18 protein-coding genes are annotated in these 20,628 nt (G+C 52.0%); 14 read left to right on the top strand and 4 right to left on the bottom strand.

Features of this window, described 5'->3' with window-relative positions; genetic code table 11:
- Window positions 1-148: 148 nt before the first annotated feature.
- From PHT49_03780 to PHT49_03770, 3 genes are all read right to left on the bottom strand, one after another.
- Window positions 149-2,023 carry a glycosyltransferase gene (locus PHT49_03780; protein MDD5450995.1) on the bottom strand — a complete coding sequence of 625 codons (1,875 nt, stop codon included), beginning with the start codon at window positions 2,021-2,023 and terminating at the stop codon, window positions 149-151.
- Window positions 2,024-2,560: 537 nt separating this feature from the next.
- Window positions 2,561-3,028 (bottom strand): hypothetical protein, encoded by a 468-nt coding sequence (locus PHT49_03775; GenBank protein ID MDD5450994.1) that lies wholly within the window; start codon window positions 3,026-3,028, stop codon window positions 2,561-2,563.
- On the bottom strand, window positions 3,007-3,270 hold the full coding sequence (locus PHT49_03770) for a type II toxin-antitoxin system prevent-host-death family antitoxin (GenBank protein ID MDD5450993.1): 264 nt from the start codon (window positions 3,268-3,270) through the stop codon (window positions 3,007-3,009). Before PHT49_03770 ends, PHT49_03775 begins: the two co-directional genes overlap by 22 nt.
- 435 nt (window positions 3,271-3,705) lie before the next feature.
- On the opposite strand from PHT49_03770, the gene PHT49_03765 reads away from it, so the two are divergent.
- The 8 genes from PHT49_03765 (at window position 3,706) to PHT49_03730 (ending at window position 12,548) form a co-directional block, all read left to right on the top strand.
- Window positions 3,706-4,107, top strand: a complete 402-nt coding sequence (locus tag PHT49_03765) for a 4Fe-4S dicluster domain-containing protein (protein ID MDD5450992.1) — start codon at window positions 3,706-3,708, stop codon at window positions 4,105-4,107.
- Between the two features lie 17 nt (window positions 4,108-4,124).
- Window positions 4,125-5,045 (top strand): CoB--CoM heterodisulfide reductase iron-sulfur subunit B family protein, encoded by a 921-nt coding sequence (locus PHT49_03760; protein MDD5450991.1) that lies wholly within the window; start codon window positions 4,125-4,127, stop codon window positions 5,043-5,045.
- Window positions 5,042-7,003, top strand: coding sequence for a CoB--CoM heterodisulfide reductase iron-sulfur subunit A family protein (locus PHT49_03755; protein MDD5450990.1), 1,962 nt, complete (start codon window positions 5,042-5,044; stop codon window positions 7,001-7,003). The genes PHT49_03760 and PHT49_03755 overlap by 4 nt, the downstream gene beginning before the upstream one ends.
- Window positions 7,003-7,278: a 4Fe-4S dicluster domain-containing protein gene (locus tag PHT49_03750; GenBank protein MDD5450989.1), complete on the top strand. Its 276-nt coding sequence runs from the start codon at window positions 7,003-7,005 to the stop codon at window positions 7,276-7,278. Before PHT49_03755 ends, PHT49_03750 begins: the two co-directional genes overlap by 1 nt.
- Before the next feature lies 1 nt (window position 7,279).
- Window positions 7,280-8,425, top strand: coding sequence for a 2-oxoacid:acceptor oxidoreductase subunit alpha (locus PHT49_03745; protein ID MDD5450988.1), 1,146 nt, complete (start codon window positions 7,280-7,282; stop codon window positions 8,423-8,425).
- The gene (locus PHT49_03740) at window positions 8,425-9,921 is read left to right on the top strand and encodes a thiamine pyrophosphate-dependent enzyme (protein MDD5450987.1); all 1,497 of its coding nucleotides are present in this window, start codon (window positions 8,425-8,427) and stop codon (window positions 9,919-9,921) included. Before PHT49_03745 ends, PHT49_03740 begins: the two co-directional genes overlap by 1 nt.
- A gap of 24 nt (window positions 9,922-9,945) precedes the next feature.
- Window positions 9,946-10,707, top strand: a complete 762-nt coding sequence (locus tag PHT49_03735; protein MDD5450986.1) for a 4Fe-4S dicluster domain-containing protein — start codon at window positions 9,946-9,948, stop codon at window positions 10,705-10,707.
- Between the two features lie 146 nt (window positions 10,708-10,853).
- Window positions 10,854-12,548 (top strand): FAD-binding protein, encoded by a 1,695-nt coding sequence (locus PHT49_03730; protein MDD5450985.1) that lies wholly within the window; start codon window positions 10,854-10,856, stop codon window positions 12,546-12,548.
- On the opposite strand, the gene PHT49_03725 is transcribed toward PHT49_03730, so the two are convergent.
- Window positions 12,490-13,404 (bottom strand): peptidyl-prolyl cis-trans isomerase, encoded by a 915-nt coding sequence (locus PHT49_03725; protein ID MDD5450984.1) that lies wholly within the window; start codon window positions 13,402-13,404, stop codon window positions 12,490-12,492. The genes PHT49_03730 and PHT49_03725 overlap by 59 nt on opposite strands.
- A 352-nt stretch (window positions 13,405-13,756) precedes the next feature.
- Here PHT49_03725 and PHT49_03720 point away from each other — a divergent pair, with 352 nt between their 5' ends.
- The 6 genes from PHT49_03720 to PHT49_03695 all read left to right on the top strand — a co-directional run bounded on the left by PHT49_03720 (window position 13,757) and on the right by PHT49_03695 (window position 20,575).
- A complete protein-coding gene (locus tag PHT49_03720) occupies window positions 13,757-16,420 on the top strand; it encodes a cation-translocating P-type ATPase (GenBank protein MDD5450983.1) in 2,664 nt (887 codons plus the stop codon).
- Window positions 16,421-16,690: 270 nt separating this feature from the next.
- On the top strand, window positions 16,691-17,347 hold the full coding sequence (locus tag PHT49_03715) for a lysophospholipid acyltransferase family protein (GenBank protein MDD5450982.1): 657 nt from the start codon (window positions 16,691-16,693) through the stop codon (window positions 17,345-17,347).
- 405 nt (window positions 17,348-17,752) lie between these two features.
- Window positions 17,753-18,217, top strand: coding sequence for a four helix bundle protein (locus PHT49_03710; GenBank protein ID MDD5450981.1), 465 nt, complete (start codon window positions 17,753-17,755; stop codon window positions 18,215-18,217).
- 237 nt (window positions 18,218-18,454) lie between these two features.
- The gene (locus PHT49_03705) at window positions 18,455-19,423 is read left to right on the top strand and encodes a YafY family protein (GenBank protein MDD5450980.1); all 969 of its coding nucleotides are present in this window, start codon (window positions 18,455-18,457) and stop codon (window positions 19,421-19,423) included.
- A gap of 40 nt (window positions 19,424-19,463) precedes the next feature.
- Window positions 19,464-19,841: a GxxExxY protein gene (locus PHT49_03700; GenBank protein MDD5450979.1), complete on the top strand. Its 378-nt coding sequence runs from the start codon at window positions 19,464-19,466 to the stop codon at window positions 19,839-19,841.
- A 197-nt stretch (window positions 19,842-20,038) separates the two neighbouring features.
- Window positions 20,039-20,575: a 3'-5' exonuclease gene (locus tag PHT49_03695; GenBank protein ID MDD5450978.1), complete on the top strand. Its 537-nt coding sequence runs from the start codon at window positions 20,039-20,041 to the stop codon at window positions 20,573-20,575.
- The last annotated feature ends 53 nt before the right edge of the window (window positions 20,576-20,628 follow it).

Here is a 20,628-nt window from a genome sequence, read left to right as displayed (position 1 = left end):
TCTCCCTCTTCGTCTCCCGATTTTAATAAATCGTGTAAGTGTTCCTTAGCCTTTGCCTAAAACAAGTTCTTCCGCGTACAAGGCCTAATCGTAAAAGTAGGGGGGCCAAACGAAACTGCTAACCAATAATATCTGGCCTTCATAGTCTTCACGTTACAGACATTATTGCCTTTTCTAATCTATCAATTTCCCGAAGCATTATCTCAATACCACTCTGTTTGCCATCAACCATAAGTGATGTTTCGTAGACCTCTTTCGCACTGGCAAAATCCTTGACCTGAATGAAGCAGTTCCCCAGGGAATTTAACACGGTCGCGTCATCCGGCCTCAACTCCACCGCCCGTTTAAACCACTTGATACCCTCGGCATAGTCCTTTTTCGTCCCCATGCACTTACCCAGATTTTCTATGGCTTCAAAGTAATCGCGGTCTATTTCCAGAACACGGGTAAAACAGGAAATCGCCTCGTCGATCTCACCCTGCTGGAAGACAATTACGCCTAGGTTATTAATGGCCTCAATATTGTCCGGCGCAACCAAAAGTATTTTTTCAAATATCCTCCTGGCCCCTTTAATATCTCCCACTTCAAAGAGTTTTTCACCATCTGCCACCGTATATTCCTGAGGAGTTAACGGACAATAATGCTTTGCAGGAATAAAACCATCTTTTATAACTGCGGCCATGTCATACGGAGCTCCGTAGTTAACCTCAGCCGGTATGCCCCATTTTTGTTTGAATATTTCCCAATTTGTATGCAGACTTTCACGATAGTCAATCGCTGCGCCGGCAAATGTACGGCTGCCAAAATGGTGGACAAAACAATCCCCTGCAATCCACGACTCAAAGCCGGCCAGGGCCGCACGCAGACTGAAATCATCATCCTCAAAATTACCCAACCCAAAGCGACCGTCCAGCCCGCCGATTTTCTCGATCACAGCCCGTTTGATGAGCATACAAAAGCCGACTACCCGCCAGAAGGGCTTAGCGTGGCTCGCATACCTTTTGGCAAATGACCGAGAAAATTTATTCAAACCGGCGAGGGAGGTTGTGCCATATTCAACCCCGTTGACCAATTGCGGACCGGAAACATAGTTGGACATCGGTCCAACAATACCGATTCTCGGACTCCGCTCCGCACACGCAACCAACCGCTCCAGCCAGCCCGGGGTAACTACCACGTCATTATTCATCAAAATGATATGGTCTCCCTTAGCCTCAGCCATCCCCTGATTATTCCCCGCAGCAAACCCAAAGTTCTCTTTATTTTTGATTATTTTTATCCTGACTCCTGCCTTATGACTTCTGGCTTCTGATTCCAGATACTCCGCCGTGCCATCAGTAGAGCCGTTATCAACTGCAATCAACTCAAAAGGCTCTCCGGTATGTTCAAAGATGCTATCGACGCACTTTTTAGTGTATTCGAGCTGGTTGTGGGTGAGGATGATAATGGAGGTCAGTTTCTGAAACTCTTTTTTGGGTTTGCGGCAGATAGCCAGTCCATATTCGCCGGTAAAAGTGGGTGCGTAACCCGGGGATATGCTTGAGGAGTAAAATTGGGATCCTCTCTGGAACTTAAGGTTTACCTCTTTAAAGTAATCGAGTAAATATTCTTCAAAACTTTGTCTCTGGTAATATGCTACGTGATACGGATTACCGCATGGCCCTCCGAATGGTGTTGATATTGCCAATGCCCCATCTTCTGAAAGGACACGGCATATCTCCCTTAAAAACTGATCTCCCTCCACTATATGTTCCAGGGTCTCGAAACTGACAGCAAGATCAAAGGAGTTGTCTACGAAAGGTAACTTACGGATATCCATTACGCCAAACTGCAGATTGGGTTTCTGGTAGTAGCGTGCCTTGCAGTATGTGATTGTCTCATGCGAAATATCACCGCCCACTACCAGCTGAGCCGTTTCCGCTAACAGGTTTGAACCATAGCCCGCACCGCAAGCAATGTCTAAAACCCGTTTCCCCTCAACGATAGGAACCACGCATTTATACCTTGCCCAATGCTCTCGCATAACTTGCTGGTCCATATTTGGGGCAAGCGGCATCGCCCGTTCGCCGGTAAAAAAATCTTGGGTTTTATAATCAGACAGCATTGTCCGGTTAGGTTTTTGCATATGAGTATTCCCGTTGATCTTTGATATTGCTGGCCTTGAGATTATTTTCCCTGTCTGCATGCACCGCACAGGCAGTGAAATTGCGGGCTTCATTTTGAATTTTGATGCCCAACCCTCCTCATCTACCTCTTCGTTACTTAACTTAATTAGTTCCCATCCAGAACCGCTATATTCCATCTCCTTCGACGGGAGAGGAGAACTTTTGGGGTTCCAAATGGAAACTAACTGCCGCGTCCCCTTATGGAGTTAGTATTATTTTGGGATGTGAGAGTTAATCCTAAGTTTTTAGCAACTTGTATGCCAGAGGAGATAAGATAGGCAAATATGCATGATCTCAACGAGTTAGGCAAGCTGGTGATAACCCGGCAGGTCAAACGCCACGGAAATACGGCCTTGTGGTAGGCGGGAAAAGTCAGGATTTTGACGCTGGAAGGATTATTTGGTCCTCTGCATAAATTCTTTAGGGGTCAGTACCGTACCGGGAAATTTGCCATCAAAATGCTCCTTATCCCAGGTAATCATTTTTGAAACGAAGGGTAAATGCTTACGGGCAACCGCTATCATTAAGGCATCGCCCAGAGCAGTTCTGTCCCTGAGAAGATCAAATAATTCGCTAAGTCCTATGTCGGGGAAATTATTTTTAAGGTCCGGGGAGGGGAGGACCGTAATTTTGTACCTATCTTGAAAGTAGAACCATAATTCGATCAGTTGCCTTCCGTTCAGATTAAACGACAGGATGCCGCAAAGCTCTAACAGGTTCACAATGGTTGTAAAACCCGTTTTTCTCTGGGCCACGTCACTGAGAAAGGCCAGATTTTTCTTATAATGCACATCCCTTTTATAACGAAGGTCTATAACAAAAATATTGGTATCGATAAGGACTAAGTCCTGCTTCGAACCCACGCCGTGGCCTCCCGCCATCCCTTGAAAGCCGGTTTTGTCTTTTGTAAAGTCTCTTCAATGTCCTTCCATGCCTCGCCATATGGCCTTAATTCCTCAACGTCTTTTTTCTCCTCTGTTGTTACTGGGGTAATAGTGGCCACAGGTTTTCCCCGATATGTGATAGTCAATCGCCCGCCCAACTTTATCTTTTTAATAACCTCACCGGTTTTTTGTTTCAATTGCTTTGCGGTTATTGTATTCATTTTACCAATCCAAGTAGATATTTAGAGTAAATAGTAATTACTTCACTTCAACATGTCAAGAAGAAGTTTAACCGTAAGGGATGAGGGAAATACTCTTTGCGGTTGCCAGCTATATCGATAACGCATGGAAATACGGCTTTGTGGTAGGGAAATAGTCATAATTTTGACGCCATAACAGGCAAAATGGCCTTGCATAACAGGGAACATTCTTATTATTGACAAGGGACGGTCGATTTGTTAATCAAATAAAGTTTGATGACCTCGTAAAAAGTCAAGGTTTGGACGGCACAGTAAAAAGCTCCAGTTGCAAGGCGCGCAAATCCCGAGGAATGAGGCGTACTTGTAGCTACGCCGCAGTGATCCGCCGGAGGCGGACAACGCAGCAAATGGACTTTTTACGAAGCCGTCAAGTTTGTGTAAGTGATAGGAAATGCCGTGAAGATTATCTTGGGCAACTCACATCCGCAGTCACTTTTTGCGCAGAGGATAGAGGCGCTCAGCGGGCAGAAACTCTTTGCCTGCTACCAGTGCGGCAAATGTTCCTCCGGCTGTCCCATGGCTGAATCCATGGACCTTCTGCCCAACCGGGTCATCAGGGAAGCGCAATTGAATAATGGGCCTGTCCTTATGTCCTGCCGCGCGGTATGGTTCTGTTCCTCCTGTTTTGCCTGTGCGGTGCGCTGCCCCAAGGGGATAGATATAGCGAGGATCATGGAGGCAGTGCGTACAATACAAATGATGGACGGCAAGCCCATCACAGAGCAACCATCCTGTGAGGATACCGGGACTCTGCCTCAGATCGCCCTCGTCAGCCATTTCCGAAAATTTAATGTGTAGTCAGGAGATAACCTTTCTTGCCTGAAGGTTTACGTGTAGGATATTTCCCCGGATGTACATTAAAAACCGACGCCCGTGACTTTGAGTCCTCCGCCCTGGCCGTAGCCGGGGCCCTGGGCATCGAAGTGGCCGAGCTAAGCCGCTGGAACTGCTGCGGTACGGTTTACTCCCTTGATGCCGTAAATCTCATGCCCAGGCTGGCTTCCGTTCACAACCTTATCCGGGCAGAGGAAGAAGGTTTTTCTGAGATAATGACCCTCTGCTCCATGTGCTATAACACCCTTAAGCGGACGAATAACCTTTTTACCTCAATAAATAGCGCCGTTGTCGCAGATGCGCCGTGGCGCACGGCCATCAATGACTTCCTCTGTCTGGATCCCGGCTATAGCGGCCGGGTAAAGATTTATCACTTCCTTGAATTCCTGCGGGAAAAGATAAAACCGGAACAGGTCAAAGACCTGGTGGTAAGACCCCTGGATGGACTGGCCGTGGCCCCCTATTACGGCTGTCTGCTTCTCCGGCCAAAAGAGATAGCTATCGACGATCCCGAGAAACCGGAGATATTAACACCCTTCCTCTCGGCGCTCGGAGCGAAGGTAATAGATTTCCCTCTTAATAACGAATGCTGCGGCGCTTACCAGACTGCCATGCATCCGGAGGCCGTAGCCCGGCGGGCCTGCCGGATAATCAGTTCCGCGCAGTCTGAAGGCGCGGACATGATAGCCGTGAGCTGTCCCCTCTGTCACTACAACCTCTCCGCCTTGCAAAACGCGACGAATTCAAGGCAGTCCGGCCCAAAGGCCATGCCCATTATCTATTTTACCGAGATTATGGCCCGGGCCATGGGGCTGAACTACCAAACAGACGCAGCCAACATGACGCCAACCAGCGTCCCCCCTGGCCGATGCCGGGCATCGGCATGGGAGGCCGCAAAATGACCCGCCTCGGCGTTTTTATATGTCACTGCGGAAAGAATATCTCCCGCACCGTGAATATAGAAGCCTTAAGGAAGAAGGTGTCAACCCTGACCGATGTAGTTCTGGCCAAAGACTACCTCTATATGTGCAGCAAACCCGGTCAGACCATGATTGCCGATGACATCCGCGAACACCGTCTGGACGGGGCGCTGGTTGCCGCCTGCAGCCCCAGGCTCCACGGGAAAACCTTTGCGCAAACCGCACAGCGGGCCGGCCTGAACCCTTATCTATTGGATATGGCCAACATACGGGAGCACTGTAGCTGGGTGCATATAGACGGGGCGGAAGGCACAGAGAAGGCCTTTTCTATCATCAAAGGAAGTCTGGGCCGACTGCACTATGCCGAACCGCTGGAGCCTTTCCAGAGCCCGGTAACTAAAAGGGTGCTCGTAATCGGGGGCGGCGTCGCCGGCATACAGGCCGCCCTGGATATAGCCAACAGCGGCCACGAGGTCTATCTCGTGGAGAAATCGCCATCTCTGGGGGGACACATGGCCCAGTTGGGAGAGACCTTTCCCACGCTTGATTGTTCCTCCTGTATCCTTACGCCCAGGATGGTAGAGGTAAGCCAGAACGAGTACGTCCATCTTTTCAGTTATGCCGAGGCAACCCGCGTCGAAGGTAACATCGGCCAGTTCCAGGTCACCGTGCGCTTCAAACCCCGCTACATTGATGAGACGCTCTGCACCGGTTGCGGCGACTGTGTGCCAACCTGTCCGGTGGTCGTACCCAATGAATTCGACCAGGGGCTGGGGGCCCGAAAGGCCGTTTATCTGCCCTTTCCGCAGGCCGTGCCCGCGGTCTATACCATTGACTGGGACGCCTGCCTCAACACCGATAAATTAATTATCTGTGAGAACTGCTATAAGAGCTGCGAGGCCAGGGCCATAAATTTCCTCATGGAGCCCCGGGAAATAACCTTCGAGGTGGGGGCCATCATCCTGTCCACCGGCTATGAACTGATGCCCGTGGCCCATATCGGCGAATACGGAGGCGATGGGTATGAAGATGTGATCGACGGCCTGCAATTCGAACGCATGCTCTCGGCCTCCGGCCCCACCGGGGGCGTGGTGCGCCGGCCTTCCGACGGCCGCATCCCCCAAAACGTGGTCTTTGTCCAGTGTGCGGGTTCGCGCGACCCTGAACACGGAGTCCCCTACTGTTCAAAGGTCTGCTGCATGTACACGGCCAAGCAAGCCTTGCTGTATAAGCATGCGGTGCCGGACGGCCAGGCCTACGTATTTTATATCGATATCCGTGCCGCCGGAAAGGGACACGAAGAATTTGTGCAAAAGGTCATGAGCGAGGAAAGAATCCTCTATCTGCGGGGTAAGGTCTCAAAGATCTTTAAGTCCGGCGATAAATTAGTGGTCTGGGGAGCAGATACCCTGTCCGGCCGTCAGGTAGAGATTGAGGCCGATCTGGTGGTGCTGGCCATGGCTGTTATCCCGTCGTCCGGCAGTCAGAAGCTGGCCCGTACCTTACACATAGCCAGCGACCTCGGCGGATTTTTTAGCGAGGCGCACCCCAAATTAGGACCGCTGGAAAGCAATACTGATGGCATATTTCTGGCCGGAGCGGCGCAGTTTGCCAAGGATATTACCGACACCGTTTCCCAGGCCACCGGTGCGGCGGGCAAGGCCCTGTCTCTCCTGGCCAATGATTTTATAAAACTCGAGCCCACGGTATCCAAGGTGGAAGAGGGGCTCTGCCGCGGTTGCGGACTTTGCGCCTCCATCTGTCCCTTCGGCGCGGTAACGATGTCTCCGTCAGAAAAAACCGGCGCAATGGTGGCCGGTATCAACCCCGTCTTGTGTAAGGGGTGCGGCCTGTGCGCGGCCGGTTGCCTTTCCGGGGCTATAAACCTTAGGGGCTCTTCATTTAAACAGATATTTGCCCAACTGGAGGAGATGGTCTGATGTCCCCGGTAAAACGCAAGTTATTCAACCTGGATCAATATCAGGTCCCCCGCGGCAAGGTGCAGATCATTTCCGAACGCTGCAAGGGCTGTGGCCTCTGCCTTGAGTACTGTCCGAATAAGGTCCTGGCCTGGTCAACGGACTACAACTTCAAAGGCTACCGTTATCCGGTGATCGAAGAGACAGAAGAGAAATATTGCATATCCTGCCGTTTCTGCGAAGAGGTATGCCCGGATTTCGCTATCTATGTAATCGACAAAAAGGAGCAGGGATAACATGGGGAAGGATGTACTTACAGGGACTTATTTTCTGACCGGGAATGAGGCCTGCGCGGCAGGAGCGCTGGCCGCCGGTTGCCGTTTCTTCGCCGGTTATCCCATCACGCCATCCAGTGAGATAGCGGAACGGATGTCCATCCGCCTTCCCCAGGTAGGGGGAGTCTATATCCAGATGGAAGACGAGATCGCCTCTATGGCCGCCATACTGGGCGCATCCTGGGCCGGGGCCAAGAGTATGACCGCCACCTCCGGGCCGGGCATCAGCCTCATGCTGGAAAATATCGGTCTCGGGGTAATGACGGAAACACCCTGCGTCGTGGTCAACGTTATGCGCGGCGGGCCTTCCACCGGCCTTCCCACCCTGGTTGGACAGGCCGACGTCATGCAGGCCAGATGGGGAAGCCACGGCGACTACGAGATTATAGCCCTTTCTCCTTCCTCACCGCAGGAGGCCTTCGACTACACCATAAGGGCCTTTAACCTGGCGGAGACTTGGCGCGTACCGGTAATCCTGCTCATGGACGAAGTAGTGGGACACATGCGCGAGCGCGTGGTCATCCCTGAGAAAAAGGATATAAAGGTGGCGAACAGACGGGGGCCGAGCGAACCCCCCGGCAAATTTAAGATATTTAAGTCTAAAAAGGATCTCATCCCGGAGATGCCCGTGGCCGGACAGGGATATGCCGTTCATGTCACCGGCCTTACCCATGATGAACGGGGCTACCCGGCGATAGAATGGGAGGCGCAGGAAAAGCTGGTATCCCGTCTCGTGCAAAAGATCCGCCTCAATTCCGCCAAGATCGCATCATGGGAAGAAACCGGCGTGGAGGGGGCCGAGATTGTCCTTGTCTCTTACGGCATCTCCACCAGGATATGCCGCGCCGTCCGGGAAATGGCCCGTGAAAAGGGTATAAATCTTGGCCTGCTCCGGCTGGAGATCATCTGGCCCTTCCCGGAAAAACGGGTACGAGAGATGGCCGGCCGCATCAAGGCATTTCTCACCGTGGAAATCAACTACGGCCAGATCGCTTTGGAGGTAGAGCGCTGTGCTGCCGGCAAATGTCTAACGCGGCTCGTTGGACATGGCGGCGGGACGGTCCACGACCCCAAAAAAGTCTTTCAGGCCGTTGAGGAGATAGCGTAATGATCGAACCACAGATTTTAGACCATCCCAAGGATCTGCTCCTGCGTAAAGAGAGGATCCCACATATCTGGTGTCCCGGCTGCGGCCTGGGATCGGTGCTTTCGGCCCTGATGGATGCCTTGAGGACTTCCGGTCTGGACCTTAAAAACGTGGCGGTCGTATCCGGTATCGGCTGCACCGGCCGCGCCGCCGGTTATCTCAACCTGGACGGTTTTCACACCACCCACGGCCGCGCTATTCCCTATGCCACCGGACTGAAACTGGCCAACCCGGATCTGACGGTCATCGTCTTCAGCGGAGACGGCGATCTGGCCGCCATCGGCGGCAACCACCTCATCCACGCAGCCCGCCGCAATGTGGACTTAAAGGTCATCTGCGCTAATAACTTCAACTACGGCATGACCGGCGGACAGGGCGGACCGACTACCCCCCGGCTGGCCCGTACCACCACGACCAGTTATGGAAATGTGGAAAAACCCTTCAACCTCGTCCAGTTGATGGCGGCCTGCGGCGCGTCTTATGTGGCCCGCTGGACATCCGCCCATCCTCATTATATGAAGATCGCCATGGGCGAGATGCTGAAAAAGGAAGGCTTTTCCTTCCTGGAGGTTATTGCGCCCTGCCCAACCAATTTCGGTCGCCGGAATAAACTCCGGGACATTAAGCTCCTCCAGCGCTATCTGGAGCAGGCCGTTCTCGAATCCCAACCCGATATCGCAAAGGCGGATATAGAACTGGATTCACCCATCCTGTGCGGTAAGTTCGTGGACCTGGAACGGACTTCGTACCTGGCAGCCCTCAGAGAGGCAATATCCGCCAAGGTCAAGGTCTATGACTTCCGGGGGGACGGACGGGTGCCGCTGGAGGAAGCGCCGGTGAAACCCGCAGCAGCCAAGGCTCCCGGGAAACCAGCGGAGGTTCCTTCGGAAAGACCCATAATCGAGCGCCCCGTCCAGATCAAGCTGGCCGGTCTGGGTGGCCAGGGTATAGGGCTCTGCGGTCTCATCATCGGCCGGGCGGCCGCGATTTTCGACCACAACCAGGCCGTCTATACCCAGGAATACAGCCCGGAGGCGCGTGGCGGGGCGTCGGCTTCCAGTATAATCGTCGCCTCGGGACAAATCCATGCGCCCTACGTTACCGAACCGGATATAATGGTTGTTATGGCCCAAGGGGCCTACAACAAATACCAGAAGGACGTGCGGCCGGGAAGCCGTCTCATCATAGATAAAGACCTGGTAAGGCCCAAAGACCTGCCTGATTCCGTCCGGATACAGGCCATACCGGCCACGCGGCTGGCCGAGGAAATAGGCCAGAAAGTGGTGGCCAACATCGTCATCCTCGGCTTTTTTACGGCGCTTGTTCCACACATCAGTTTAACGGCTATGCAGAAGGCATTGAAGGGTTCAATCCCCAAAGGGACGGAAGAACTCAATCTGCGCGCCTTTGAAACAGGCTATGACTACGGCAGGGGAGGGACGAGTGATAGGGCGTGAGATGGCAAGGTCGGAGGAATAGCGATGGCCGGTAAGAAACAAGCCACAGGAAACGGGGCGAAAATGATCCCGATATACATAATGGGTAAAAAGTATGAGGTACCTGAGACCTTAACTATCCTTACAGCCATGGAATACGCAGGCTACCGGCATATCCGGGGCTGCGGATGCCGCGGCGGTATCTGCGGGGCCTGTGCTACGGTCTATCGTCTCTCCGGGGAGTATGGTCTCAAATTCGGCTTGGCCTGTCAGACCGTGGTGGCCCCGGATATGTACCTGGCACAGATACCGTTTGTCCCGGCAAACAAGGCCATATATGATATTGAAAAACTCACACCGGACATTAACAGCATCGGCCGGGTTTATCCTGATCTCTACCGGTGTCTGGCCTGCAATACCTGCAGCAAGGCCTGCCCCATGGGTATCAGTGTGATGGACTATGTGCAGGCCCTTCTCAAAGGCGATATCGCCGGGTGCGCCCGCCTTTCGCATAGCTGCACCATGTGCGGTATCTGCGCCCTCCGTTGTCCGGCCGAGTTGCAGCAATTCCACATGGCCATGCTGGCCCGCCGGCTCTATGGCCGGTACCTCCAGCCGCGGGCCAGGCACCTGGAAAAACGGGTTAAGCAGATAAAAGAAGGAAAATTTGATCCCATGATGGACGAAATCATGTCCTTGAATAACCATGAACTGAAACAGCGCTACGCCCGGCGGGAATGGGAGCCGGAGTCCTATGAAAATCCGGACTGGCGGCCGGAAGAAACGAAATATCTGGTATTGGATTAGTGCTCATCCGGAAACTACCGTTTCCGGTCGTGCCACAGGCAGATTCGCCGAGGCGAACTTCACGCTTTCAGCGATCAGCGATTAGCTGTCAGCAAAAACCTAAACCAAACAACACATTCAGCTGAACGCTGAGAGCTGAGTGCTGTATGCTGACAAAGGAGTCCAAAATGGTGGAAGGGCAGGCCATCGGTTATCCCCCGGAGCTGAAAAAACTTATCCGGGCAGTAGAGCAGACGAGACCTGAGCGCCTCGCGCGGATAAAGGCCAACCAACATTTCCCCAGGCTAACCCGGGAAGAAGGCGAAAAAGTGCTCAAGTCTTACCACCCGGACTACAGGCCGGGTGGACGCCGCAGACTCAAGGTCGGCGTCAATAAAGGCGAAATTCTGGCTGATGAAGTAGCCGACCTCCTGGAATCCTATAGCCGTATCGATCCGGATGCCTTCGATAACCGGCTGAAAAAACCTGATTATGAGACTGACGTCCTGATCCTCGGTGGCGGTGGGGCGGGTGCGGTGGCCGCCCTCTTCGCCCGTCAGAACGGCCTACGGGTCGTTATTGCCACAAAGCTTCGCCATGGTGACTCAAACACCATTATGGCCGAAGGCGGAATACAGGCGGCAGACCGGCCGGCTGACTCGCCATACTACCATTACCTGGATACCATGGGCGGTGGCCATTTTACCAATAACCCCCGGCTGGTAAAGGCCCTGACCATGGATGCCCCGCTTATCATCCAATGGCTGGAAGGTCTGGGCGTTATGTTTGATAAGGATAACGCGGGTAATATGATCGAGCTTAAAGGCGGGGGTATCTGCCGGAGGCGTATGCACTCTTCCGCGGATATGATCGGGGCCGAGATAATGCGTGTCCAGAGGGATGAAATACGCAATCACCCGGAGGAAATACAGGTACTGGAATTCTCGCCGGCCGTTGAACTGCTCATCGACGAGACAAAGGCCGTAAGCGGAGCCGTACTCTATAATCTTGAAACCAGGGAGTACAGTATAGTCAAGGCCAAAGCCGTTATCATGGCCACCGGTGGTTTTGGCCGCCTCCATATTCAGGGGTTTCCCACAACCAACCACTATGGGGCAACCGGCGATGGGTTAGCGCTGGCCTATCGTGCAGGCGTGCCGCTGGTCAATATGCGTTACGCACAATACCACCCTACAGGCACGGTATTTCCGGAACAGAACTTCGGCCTGCTCATTACAGAAAAGGTGCGCACCCTTGGCGCGCAGTTTATAAACGCGCGCGGCAGGGAATTTGCCCATCCCCTCGAACCCCGGGACATTGCCTCCTCATGTATTATCCGGGAATGTGCAGAGAAAAGCGGTGGTGTTACGGCTCCAACCAGCCACTACGGCGTCTGGCTGGATACCCCGATGATTGACCTGCTGCGGGGCAAAGGGACAGTGGAGAAGGAACTGAGCGCCAAGTATCTGCAGTTCAAACGATATGGCATAGATATTTCCATCGAGCCTATTATCGTTTATCCGACTCTTCACTATCAGAACGGGGGATTAGAAATTGATGAATGGGGAGCGACCAGAATTTCCGGGCTCTTTGCCGCCGGGGAAGTAACCGGAGGCATACATGGCGACAACCGTCTTATGGGGAATTCCCTTCTGGACATACATGTCTTTGGGCGGCGGGTCGGGGTAAAGGTCAGCGAATTCATCAAGGCCGGAAAAAAGGGCAACCGGCTTTCTCTTGGTCATGTCAGGAGTTACCACGACAGTTTAATAAAAACAGGCGTAAAGACAAAACGGGTTGCCCCTATTTTGCTTCCTGATTACGTCCACCGCTCTGCGCCAGTTTATCCTCGTAAATCGTGACATTCATCTCCTTGAAAAGCCTGGTGCGCAGGGCGCCAAGCACCTTCTCCTCCCGTTCCGCGCGGAGCCTTTGGATGATAGCCGGTTCTACCTTGCTATAGTCCACCGGCGCGGCGGCCTTTTTATCTTCAATCAATATAATCACATAACCCTTTGCCGTAGGCATAGGCGCGCTGAACTCTCCCTTGCCTAACTTAAAGATAGTTTCGGCAAAATCAGGTTTCATCCGGTCGCGGCTTACCCATCCGATATAGCCGCCGTTTGCCTTCGAGGGATCGACGGACTTTTCTTTAGCCAGTTGGACAAAGTCATGCCCTTCCCGCAAGGCATTTATAACGCCCTGACCTTCCTCTGCCGTCCGGACCACAATCTGCCTCATCCTGACCTTTTCCGGCTCAGTAAACTGTTCCTTATGCGATTCATAATACTGCCTGGCCTCCTCTTGCCCTGGAACAGGCTCCTTGGCCATCTCAGACTTGAGCAGTTCTGCCGACAAGATTCGTTTTTTAATGTTCACCAGTTGTTCCTTTATCTCCGGCTTCTGGTCGAGCTTAAGGCGCTCGGCCTCCCGGCTGAGAAGGACGGTAGTAATGAGATCATCAAGAATATATTTCCGGCCTTCTTCAGTCTTAAACCGTTCCTGATAAGGCAACGGAAGGCGTTGAATGGCCCGGTCAAGCTGATTTAAGGTAATCTTCTCTTCCCCTATCTCAGCCACCACCGGCGAGGCATCCGGTTGCGCAGGCCCTTCAGTAACCACGACCTCTTCCGGCTGCTTCGGCTCTTCCTTGCCACAGGAGCAAAACGCGACACACAACATAAGCATGAGAACTATGTAGCCTGATTTTTTCAGCATAAGAGACTCCTTCTCTGGATTTCTGGCATCATTTAGCACAACCCGGTGAAGTAAGCAAGGAAATCTTCATTTGGGCTTTCCCCATTTCGAATAAAAAGCTTGACACAAATCCGGCCTCTCAGATAGTATTCATTCCCAACAGTAAAGGGGAGTAGCTGAATCGGCGGCTATCGTCAGCACGTTCGCCTGAGGCGAGCCGGTACCACCGGTTAGGCAAGCCTAACAAGCGAGACCTTTACCACGATGATTATTCAATCGTGGTAAGGGTTTTTTTGTTTGTTATTTGTTCTTATTTTCTCTGTGCGCTCTGTGGTTAATCTTTTGACAATACGACGAGTATAAGAGGAGTTTTATGCGCTGGCATCAGAAGAAGATAGACGAGGTTATTGAAGAGCTGGGTTCCTCACTTAAGGGCCTCTCTTCGGAGGAAGCGGAGAGACGGCTGCGGGAATACGGGCCTAATGAATTAAAGGAAAAAAAGAGAAAGACCCCCTTCATGATGTTCCTCGACCAGTTCAAGGACTTCATGATCCTTGTCCTCATGGCTGCCGCGGTTATATCGGGAATCATCGGCGAGCCTTCGGATACCATCGCCATAGCGGTAATCGTCATCCTGAACGCCATTATTGGATTCGTCCAGGAATACCGTGCGGAAAAGGCCATGGCCGCCCTTAAAAAAATGGCGGCCCCGACGGCCACGGTCATGAGAAACGGAACCCCTGAAAATATCCCTGCATCCCGGCTCGTCCCCGGCGATCTGGCGCTCCTTGAGGCCGGGAAGGTCGTGCCGGCAGATCTGAGACTTATTGAGGCCGCCCAGTTGAAGGTGGAAGAGGCGGCCCTCACCGGTGAATCCGTGCCCGTTGAAAAACACACAAAGGCGCTCCGTGATGAGCTTTTACCCGTCGGCGACCGTAAGAACATGGCCTACAAAGGCACATTTGTAACCTATGGGCGCGGCGCGGGTGTTATCATAGCCACAGGCATGGATACAGAGCTTGGCAAGATTGCCACCATGCTACAGGAGGAGGAAGAGGTCAAGACGCCCCTGCAAAAGAGACTGGCGACCTTTGGCCGGAGGCTGGCCCTTGCTGTCCTGGCTATATGCGCTATTGTTTTTACCGTGGGCATTATGAGGGGAGAACAGGTCTTTTTGATGCTCCTTACCGCTATCTCCCTGGCCGTTGCAGCCATCCCGGAGGCGCTCCCGGCGGTAATAACCATATCCCTCGCCCTCGGCGCGAATAAGATGGTCGGGCAAAACGCCCTCATAAGAAAACTACCGGCCGTGGAAACCCTCGGTTCTGTTACTTACATCTGCTCCGACAAGACGGGCACACTCACCCTCAACAAGATGACCGTGGAAGAAGTCTATGTAGATGGAAAGGTAGTAACGAGCGACGGGTTACAACCCATTACTCATCACTCATCACTCATCACCCTCTTCCGGGCGCTCGCCTTAAGCAATGACTCCCGGCCGGATTCCGGAGGAAATATAATCGGAGACCCCACCGAGATCGCGCTGTATAACATCGCAAAGGACAACGGCTTTGATAAAGGGGAATTGGAAAGGGATTTCCCGCGGGTTGCCGAGATTCCTTTTGACTCTGATAGAAAGTGCATGACTACATTCCACAAGAAGTCAGGAGTCAGAAGTCTGGAGTCTGGAGAAAAGAACGGATACATATCCTTCACAAAGGGCGCTATAGATGTCCTGCTGGATAGGTCAAAGGATGTTTTGACATCGGAAGGGCCAAGATCAATGAACAGAGAAGAGATTATCAAGATAAATGAAAAGATGGCCGCTGACGGACTGAGGGTCCTTGGCATGGCTATGAGAGAGTGGGATAGCCTGCCTGAGGATATGTCTCCTGAGAGTGTCGAGACCGGGCTTACTGTCTTGGGCCTTATAGGCATGATGGATCCGCCCCGGGAAGAGGCCCGGGAGGCGGTAACATTATGCAAGACAGCCGGGATAAGGCCGGTAATGATAACCGGGGATCACCCCCTTACGGCAAAGGCCATAGCCCGGAGGCTCGGCATTATTGAGGATGGTTCAAAGGCCGTAATCACAGGGAGAGAACTGGATAGATTATCCCTGGAGGACTTTGAAAAAAGGGTTGAGCATATCCGCGTCTATGCAAGGGTGGCCCCTGAGCAGAAACTGAAGATAGTCAAGGCCCTACAGGATAAAGGCCAATTCGCGGCCATGACCGGGGACGGCGTTAACGATGCCCCCGCCTTAAAAAGGGCCGATATCGGCATCGCCATGGGCGTTACCGGGACCGACGTCTCAAAAGAGGCCGCCCATATGATACTTCTCGACGACAACTTTGCCACCATTGTAAAGGCCGTCAAGGAAGGCCGGCGGATCTTTGACAACATCCGCAAGTTTATAAAATATACCATGACCAGCAACTCCGGAGAGATATGGACCATATTCCTTGCGCCCTTTCTGGGACTCCCTATACCTCTTTTGCCGATTCATATACTTTGGATCAACCTGGTCACGGATGGGCTTCCCGGCCTGGCCCTGGCCGCCGAACCGGCAGAAAAAGGCGTGATGAACAGGCCGCCGCGACACCCTCAGGAAAGCATCTTTGCCCATGGTCTTGGCGTCCATATAATCTGGGTAGGGCTCCTCATGGGGTTTGCGTCTATCTTTACCCAGGCCTGGTCTATCCGGACCGGTCACGCCCACTGGCAGACCATGGTCTTTACCGTCCTCTGTCTTTCGCAGATGGGGCACGTCCTGGCTATCAGGTCGGAAACCGAGTCGATCTTTAAGCAGGGGATATTTACCAACCGTCCCCTGCTCGGAGCCTTTCTGCTCACCTTTGGGCTCCAGATGGCGACCATTTACATCCCGCCGCTTCATGGTATATTCAAGACGCAAGCCCTGAGTTTTTCAGAACTTATGGCCTGTCTTCTTCTGTCATCCGTGGTCTTCTGGGCAGTGGAGATAGAGAAGTGGTATAAGCGCCGGAATATAAGTAGAATTATTGTAACAAGTTAGCTTTTTGCAAATTGTTCTACATACGTATTTAGCTACTATGTCTGGTATGATTTTAAATTCGAAACTCGAAGCACGAAATTCTAAACAATACCAAATAACCAAAACTCAAAATTCTAGACGATTTTGTTTTGGTCATTTGAACATCTTAATTTCGAATTTGTTTCGGATTTCGAAATTAGGATTTCGGATTTATGGGGATCGCTGTCTAAAATACAAAGGCTGAATAGCTACTTTCAAACAACTAAAGCGTTACGAACTGCGAATGATGCCATGAACGACTGGCAGAACAAACTGATCCTCCGCCTCGGGCCGCCCCTTTTTACCTCCTTGCTCTCCGCCCTCTATAAGACCTGCCGCATCGAGGTCTTTGGCCGGGCATACGAGGAAGAGTTTATGCGCAAAGGTCAGCCGGTGCTCTGCGCCCTCTGGCATTTCAGCCTCTTTTACTGTACTTACCACTTCCGGCATCGGCAGGGGGTGGCCATGGTCAGCGCCAGTAAAGACGGCGAGCTAATGGCCCGCGTTATGCAGCGCCTCGGCTATACAACCGTACGAGGCTCAAGGACCAAAGGGGGACTGACTGCCGTTAAAGAAATCATAAACCTGGTGAAGGCAGGATATGGAGGCGGAATCGTAGCCGACGGCTCGCAAGGCCCGGCCCGCGTGGTACAAAAAGGCGTAATGGTCATCGCCCGCGAGACGGGCGCCCCCATCGTCCCGGTTACCCATGCCACAAAGGGAGCCATCCGGTTTAATAGCTGGGATAAAACCGTCCTGTCCCTGCCCTTTTCACGCATGGCCTTCTTCTACGGCGAACCCCTATTTGTCCCACCCACCGCGCGAGGCGCCGAATTAGAGAAATACCGCAAGGAACTGGAAGACAGACTGAACGCCCTGGTGCAAAAGGCGGAAGATTATCTGCGGTAAGCCATCCCGATAGCCCGCCCAATCCCCCGCTGCCTTCAGGAACTCCCAAATCCACCGTCTAATTTGGCTATCAAGATTAAAATCAGCAGATTATGGAGTATTCCTGATCACCAGCAAGATATTAGATGCAAGGCGCCGAGGAGCGACAACTGAGGCGTATGGAGCAATACGCCGCAAGGAGGAGCGATCGAAGGCAACGCCGCAGATGATGTCTTGCTGGTGTTCAGGGGACTGCAATTTAATTGACATTTGAACACCCCCTGCCCTACAATCCACAAATATTTAACTGTTTAAACGGTTCAAACGGCTTTAACAGTTTAAACTGCTTAACCGGCTCGAACTGCTCAAACAGCTTAAACTGCTTAAACAGCTTGAACGGTTTAAACACTCATGGAGAGGATAACCATGCCTGCCAGGTACTTTGAAGACCTCGAAATCTGGAAATCAGCCAGGGAATTAACCAACAAAATTTATGGAATAACTACCGACGGCGCCTTCTCAAAAGATTATGGACTGAGAGATCAGATAAGAAGAGCGGCAGTCTCCGTCATGTCCAATATCGCAGAAGGATATGAGCGGGGCGGCAATCAGGAATTAATTCAGTTCCTGTCAATAGCTAAGGGATCGTGCGGTGAGGTACGTTCTCAATTATATGTGGCAATGGATCAGGGGTATGTGAGTAAGGAACAATGTGAGTCGCTAATCGACGCCTTTAAAAGACTTTCCATCATGATCAATAAGTTCATGGAATATCTGAAAGGAAGCCCATACAAGGGCGCGAAATACAAGATGCCGCGACCAAAGAGTATGAAAGAAGAGATGGAAGAAATTATGAAGGAATTTAAGTCCGATAAAAACAAAACGGTTTGAACGGCTTAAACGGCTCGAACGGCTTAAACGGCTCGAACTGCTTGAACGGTCTAACCTGTTTGAACTGTTTGAACGGTTCAAACGGTCTAATCAAAGGAAGGCCTTGCACTTTTCCGCCACAAATGCTGGGATTGCGGTAGCCGTGTGGCGGAAAAAAGTAAAAAAGCCCATCAACGTGGCAGAGCAGAAAACGAGGTTGCCCCGCACCTTATTCTTACTGCCACCAAAGGTGTTTATATGGCGAAAAAACTCGCCTATGAGCGTTTTTATTGGTTCCATAGCGAGATTAAGGCCGGGCGCCATCCAAATGCCCGAAAGCTGGCTGAGGAGTTCGAGGTCTCACCCAAGACAGCCCAGCTCGATATCGAATTCTTTCGGGACCGCCTGGCCGCCCCGCTTGAGTATTCCTACAAACAGAAGGGATATTTCTATACGGATGATTCCTTCGAACTTCCGGCTATCTGGTTGAATGAAAGAGAGATCATTGCCCTCACCCTGGCCCGGCAACTTGCCGCATCAATCCCGAATCGGAAACTGAAGGATTCTCTGGCTAAGGTTCTGAAGACATTCTTCCGGCATCTCTCCAATAAAATAGGTATTGAGTATGAGGACATCGCCGAGAAGATATCTTTAAAGAATGTCGAGTATTACGGTACGGACGAGACCCTCTTCGAAAAAGTGCTCACCGCGCTCTTCAGGGGCCATCCGGCGGAAATTGTATATTACTCGCCCCACCTGGACCAGACCTCTGCGAGAAAAATCCTCCCCCTGCATCTCCTGAACTATATGGGCAACTGGCACCTCATTGCCTATTGTACGCAGAAGAAGGCCCTGCGCACCTTCGTGCTCTCCAGAATACAGGAATACAATCCCACAGACGGCCGGATTCCTCTACCGGAGGACATTCCGCGCCTTAAAGACTATATCCGGGAAAACTTCGGGATCTTTTACGGCGGAGAAAGCATTGAGGTGGCTCTCTGTTTTTCACCCAGGGTAGCGGGTTTTGTAAGAGAGCAGATATGGCACAAGAAACAGGCGCTGGAGCATAAGGAAGACGGCCGCCTGGTCTTGAGGATACCGGTCTCCGACCTCCGGGAGATCAAGCGGGAAATCCTGAAGTACGGAGCGGACGTGGAAGTCCTGGCGCCTGCCGCCCTCCGTGAAGAAATCAAGGCGGAGATAGAGAAGATGGGGGGTATTTATTAGGTCTCACCGCCACGAACGCAAAGGACCTCAAAGTAACCATATGACTGAAAATGAACTGAGCAAGATCATTTTGGATGCAGCTTTCAAGATCCACCGGGCACTTGGTCCAGGCCTGCTCGAGAGTGCGTATGAAGCATGCCTGGTGTATGAGCTTAAGAACACAGGTCTGAAGGTAGAGAATCAGTGCTTACTCCCGGTTTCATATGAAGGCGTCCAGGTAGATGCCGGTTACCGGATTGACATCCTGGTGGAGGACAAGATCATTCTGGAATTGAAGTCTGTAGATCAGATCGCTCCCATTCATGAGGCTCAACTCCTAACCTATCTCAAGTTGAGCGGGTGCAAGTTGGGATTCTTACTTAACTTCAATGTCACGCTTTTGAAAGACGGGATAAAGAGGATGGTCAACGGACTGTAGTTTTCACCGCAATGGACGCAATGGGACGCAACGTTTAAAAAGAACCCGTGGTTCTGTGCCTGCACGTGTCACAGAGGCGAAGGTGTCAAGAGATGTGCTGAAAAATGTTTATGGTTTTACTTTGCGTAACTTTGCGCCTTTGCGGTGAAATAAAAAATTCTCACTCGGTAATTATTTGGGGGAGTGGGTTTGGTATAGTGCAAAATAGACAGGAAGGCTTTGCGGGAATGCGTTGTGTTGTGGTGGATGTTGAAACCACCGGTTTGTCCCCGGTAAATGGGGATCGGGTCATAGAAGTCGGGGCGGTGGCTATTGACGCAGGGATCGCTCTTGCCGAATTTCACAGCCTTGTTTTTGTGAGAAAACCTATTCCTACGCTGGTTCAGCAGATACATGGGATAACGAATGAGATGCTGGTCGGCAATCCGGAACCGGAAGAGGTATTTCCACGGTTTCAGGAATTCATCGGAAACAGTATTCTGGTGGCCCACAATGCGCAATTCGACATCAGGTTTCTGCAACATGAACTTGGTCGTTTGGGGCTGGGCCTGAATAACAGATACCGCTGTACGCTGGAAATGAGCAGAAAGCGTTATCCGTGGCTCCCGAATCACAAACTGGAAACAGTATTCCGGCATCTGTTTGGTAAAACGACCACAGAAATGCAGGCACACCGTGCTCTCAGCGATGCCAGAATGGTGGCGCGGGTGTGGTTGGAATTGATGAAAAGATGAAAAGCGATTGATTTTCCACCACAAACGCTGGGCTTCCGGTAGCCGTGTGGTGG

This window comes from Desulfovibrionales bacterium, from assembly GCA_028715605.1.
GTDB lineage: Bacteria > Desulfobacterota > QYQD01 > QYQD01 > QYQD01 > QYQD01.
Note: the sequence above shows the minus strand (reverse complement) of the source record. Positions and strands in the feature narration are given on the sequence as shown.

Coding starts and splice junctions, on each gene's coding strand:
- PHT49_03770 (MDD5450993.1), bottom strand. CDS start 3,270: ATGAATACAATAACCGCAAAGCAATTGAAACAAAAAACCGGTGAGGTT.
- PHT49_03730 (MDD5450985.1), top strand. CDS start 10,854: ATGCTGACAAAGGAGTCCAAAATGGTGGAAGGGCAGGCCATCGGTTAT.
- PHT49_03735 (MDD5450986.1), top strand. CDS start 9,946: ATGGCCGGTAAGAAACAAGCCACAGGAAACGGGGCGAAAATGATCCCG.
- PHT49_03725 (MDD5450984.1), bottom strand. CDS start 13,404: ATGCTGAAAAAATCAGGCTACATAGTTCTCATGCTTATGTTGTGTGTC.
- PHT49_03750 (MDD5450989.1), top strand. CDS start 7,003: ATGTCCCCGGTAAAACGCAAGTTATTCAACCTGGATCAATATCAGGTC.
- PHT49_03710 (MDD5450981.1), top strand. CDS start 17,753: ATGCCTGCCAGGTACTTTGAAGACCTCGAAATCTGGAAATCAGCCAGG.
- PHT49_03755 (MDD5450990.1), top strand. CDS start 5,042: ATGACCCGCCTCGGCGTTTTTATATGTCACTGCGGAAAGAATATCTCC.
- PHT49_03745 (MDD5450988.1), top strand. CDS start 7,280: ATGGGGAAGGATGTACTTACAGGGACTTATTTTCTGACCGGGAATGAG.
- PHT49_03780 (MDD5450995.1), bottom strand. CDS start 2,023: ATGCGAGAGCATTGGGCAAGGTATAAATGCGTGGTTCCTATCGTTGAG.
- PHT49_03740 (MDD5450987.1), top strand. CDS start 8,425: ATGATCGAACCACAGATTTTAGACCATCCCAAGGATCTGCTCCTGCGT.
- PHT49_03700 (MDD5450979.1), top strand. CDS start 19,464: ATGACTGAAAATGAACTGAGCAAGATCATTTTGGATGCAGCTTTCAAG.
- PHT49_03720 (MDD5450983.1), top strand. CDS start 13,757: ATGCGCTGGCATCAGAAGAAGATAGACGAGGTTATTGAAGAGCTGGGT.
- PHT49_03715 (MDD5450982.1), top strand. CDS start 16,691: ATGAACGACTGGCAGAACAAACTGATCCTCCGCCTCGGGCCGCCCCTT.
- PHT49_03705 (MDD5450980.1), top strand. CDS start 18,455: ATGGCGAAAAAACTCGCCTATGAGCGTTTTTATTGGTTCCATAGCGAG.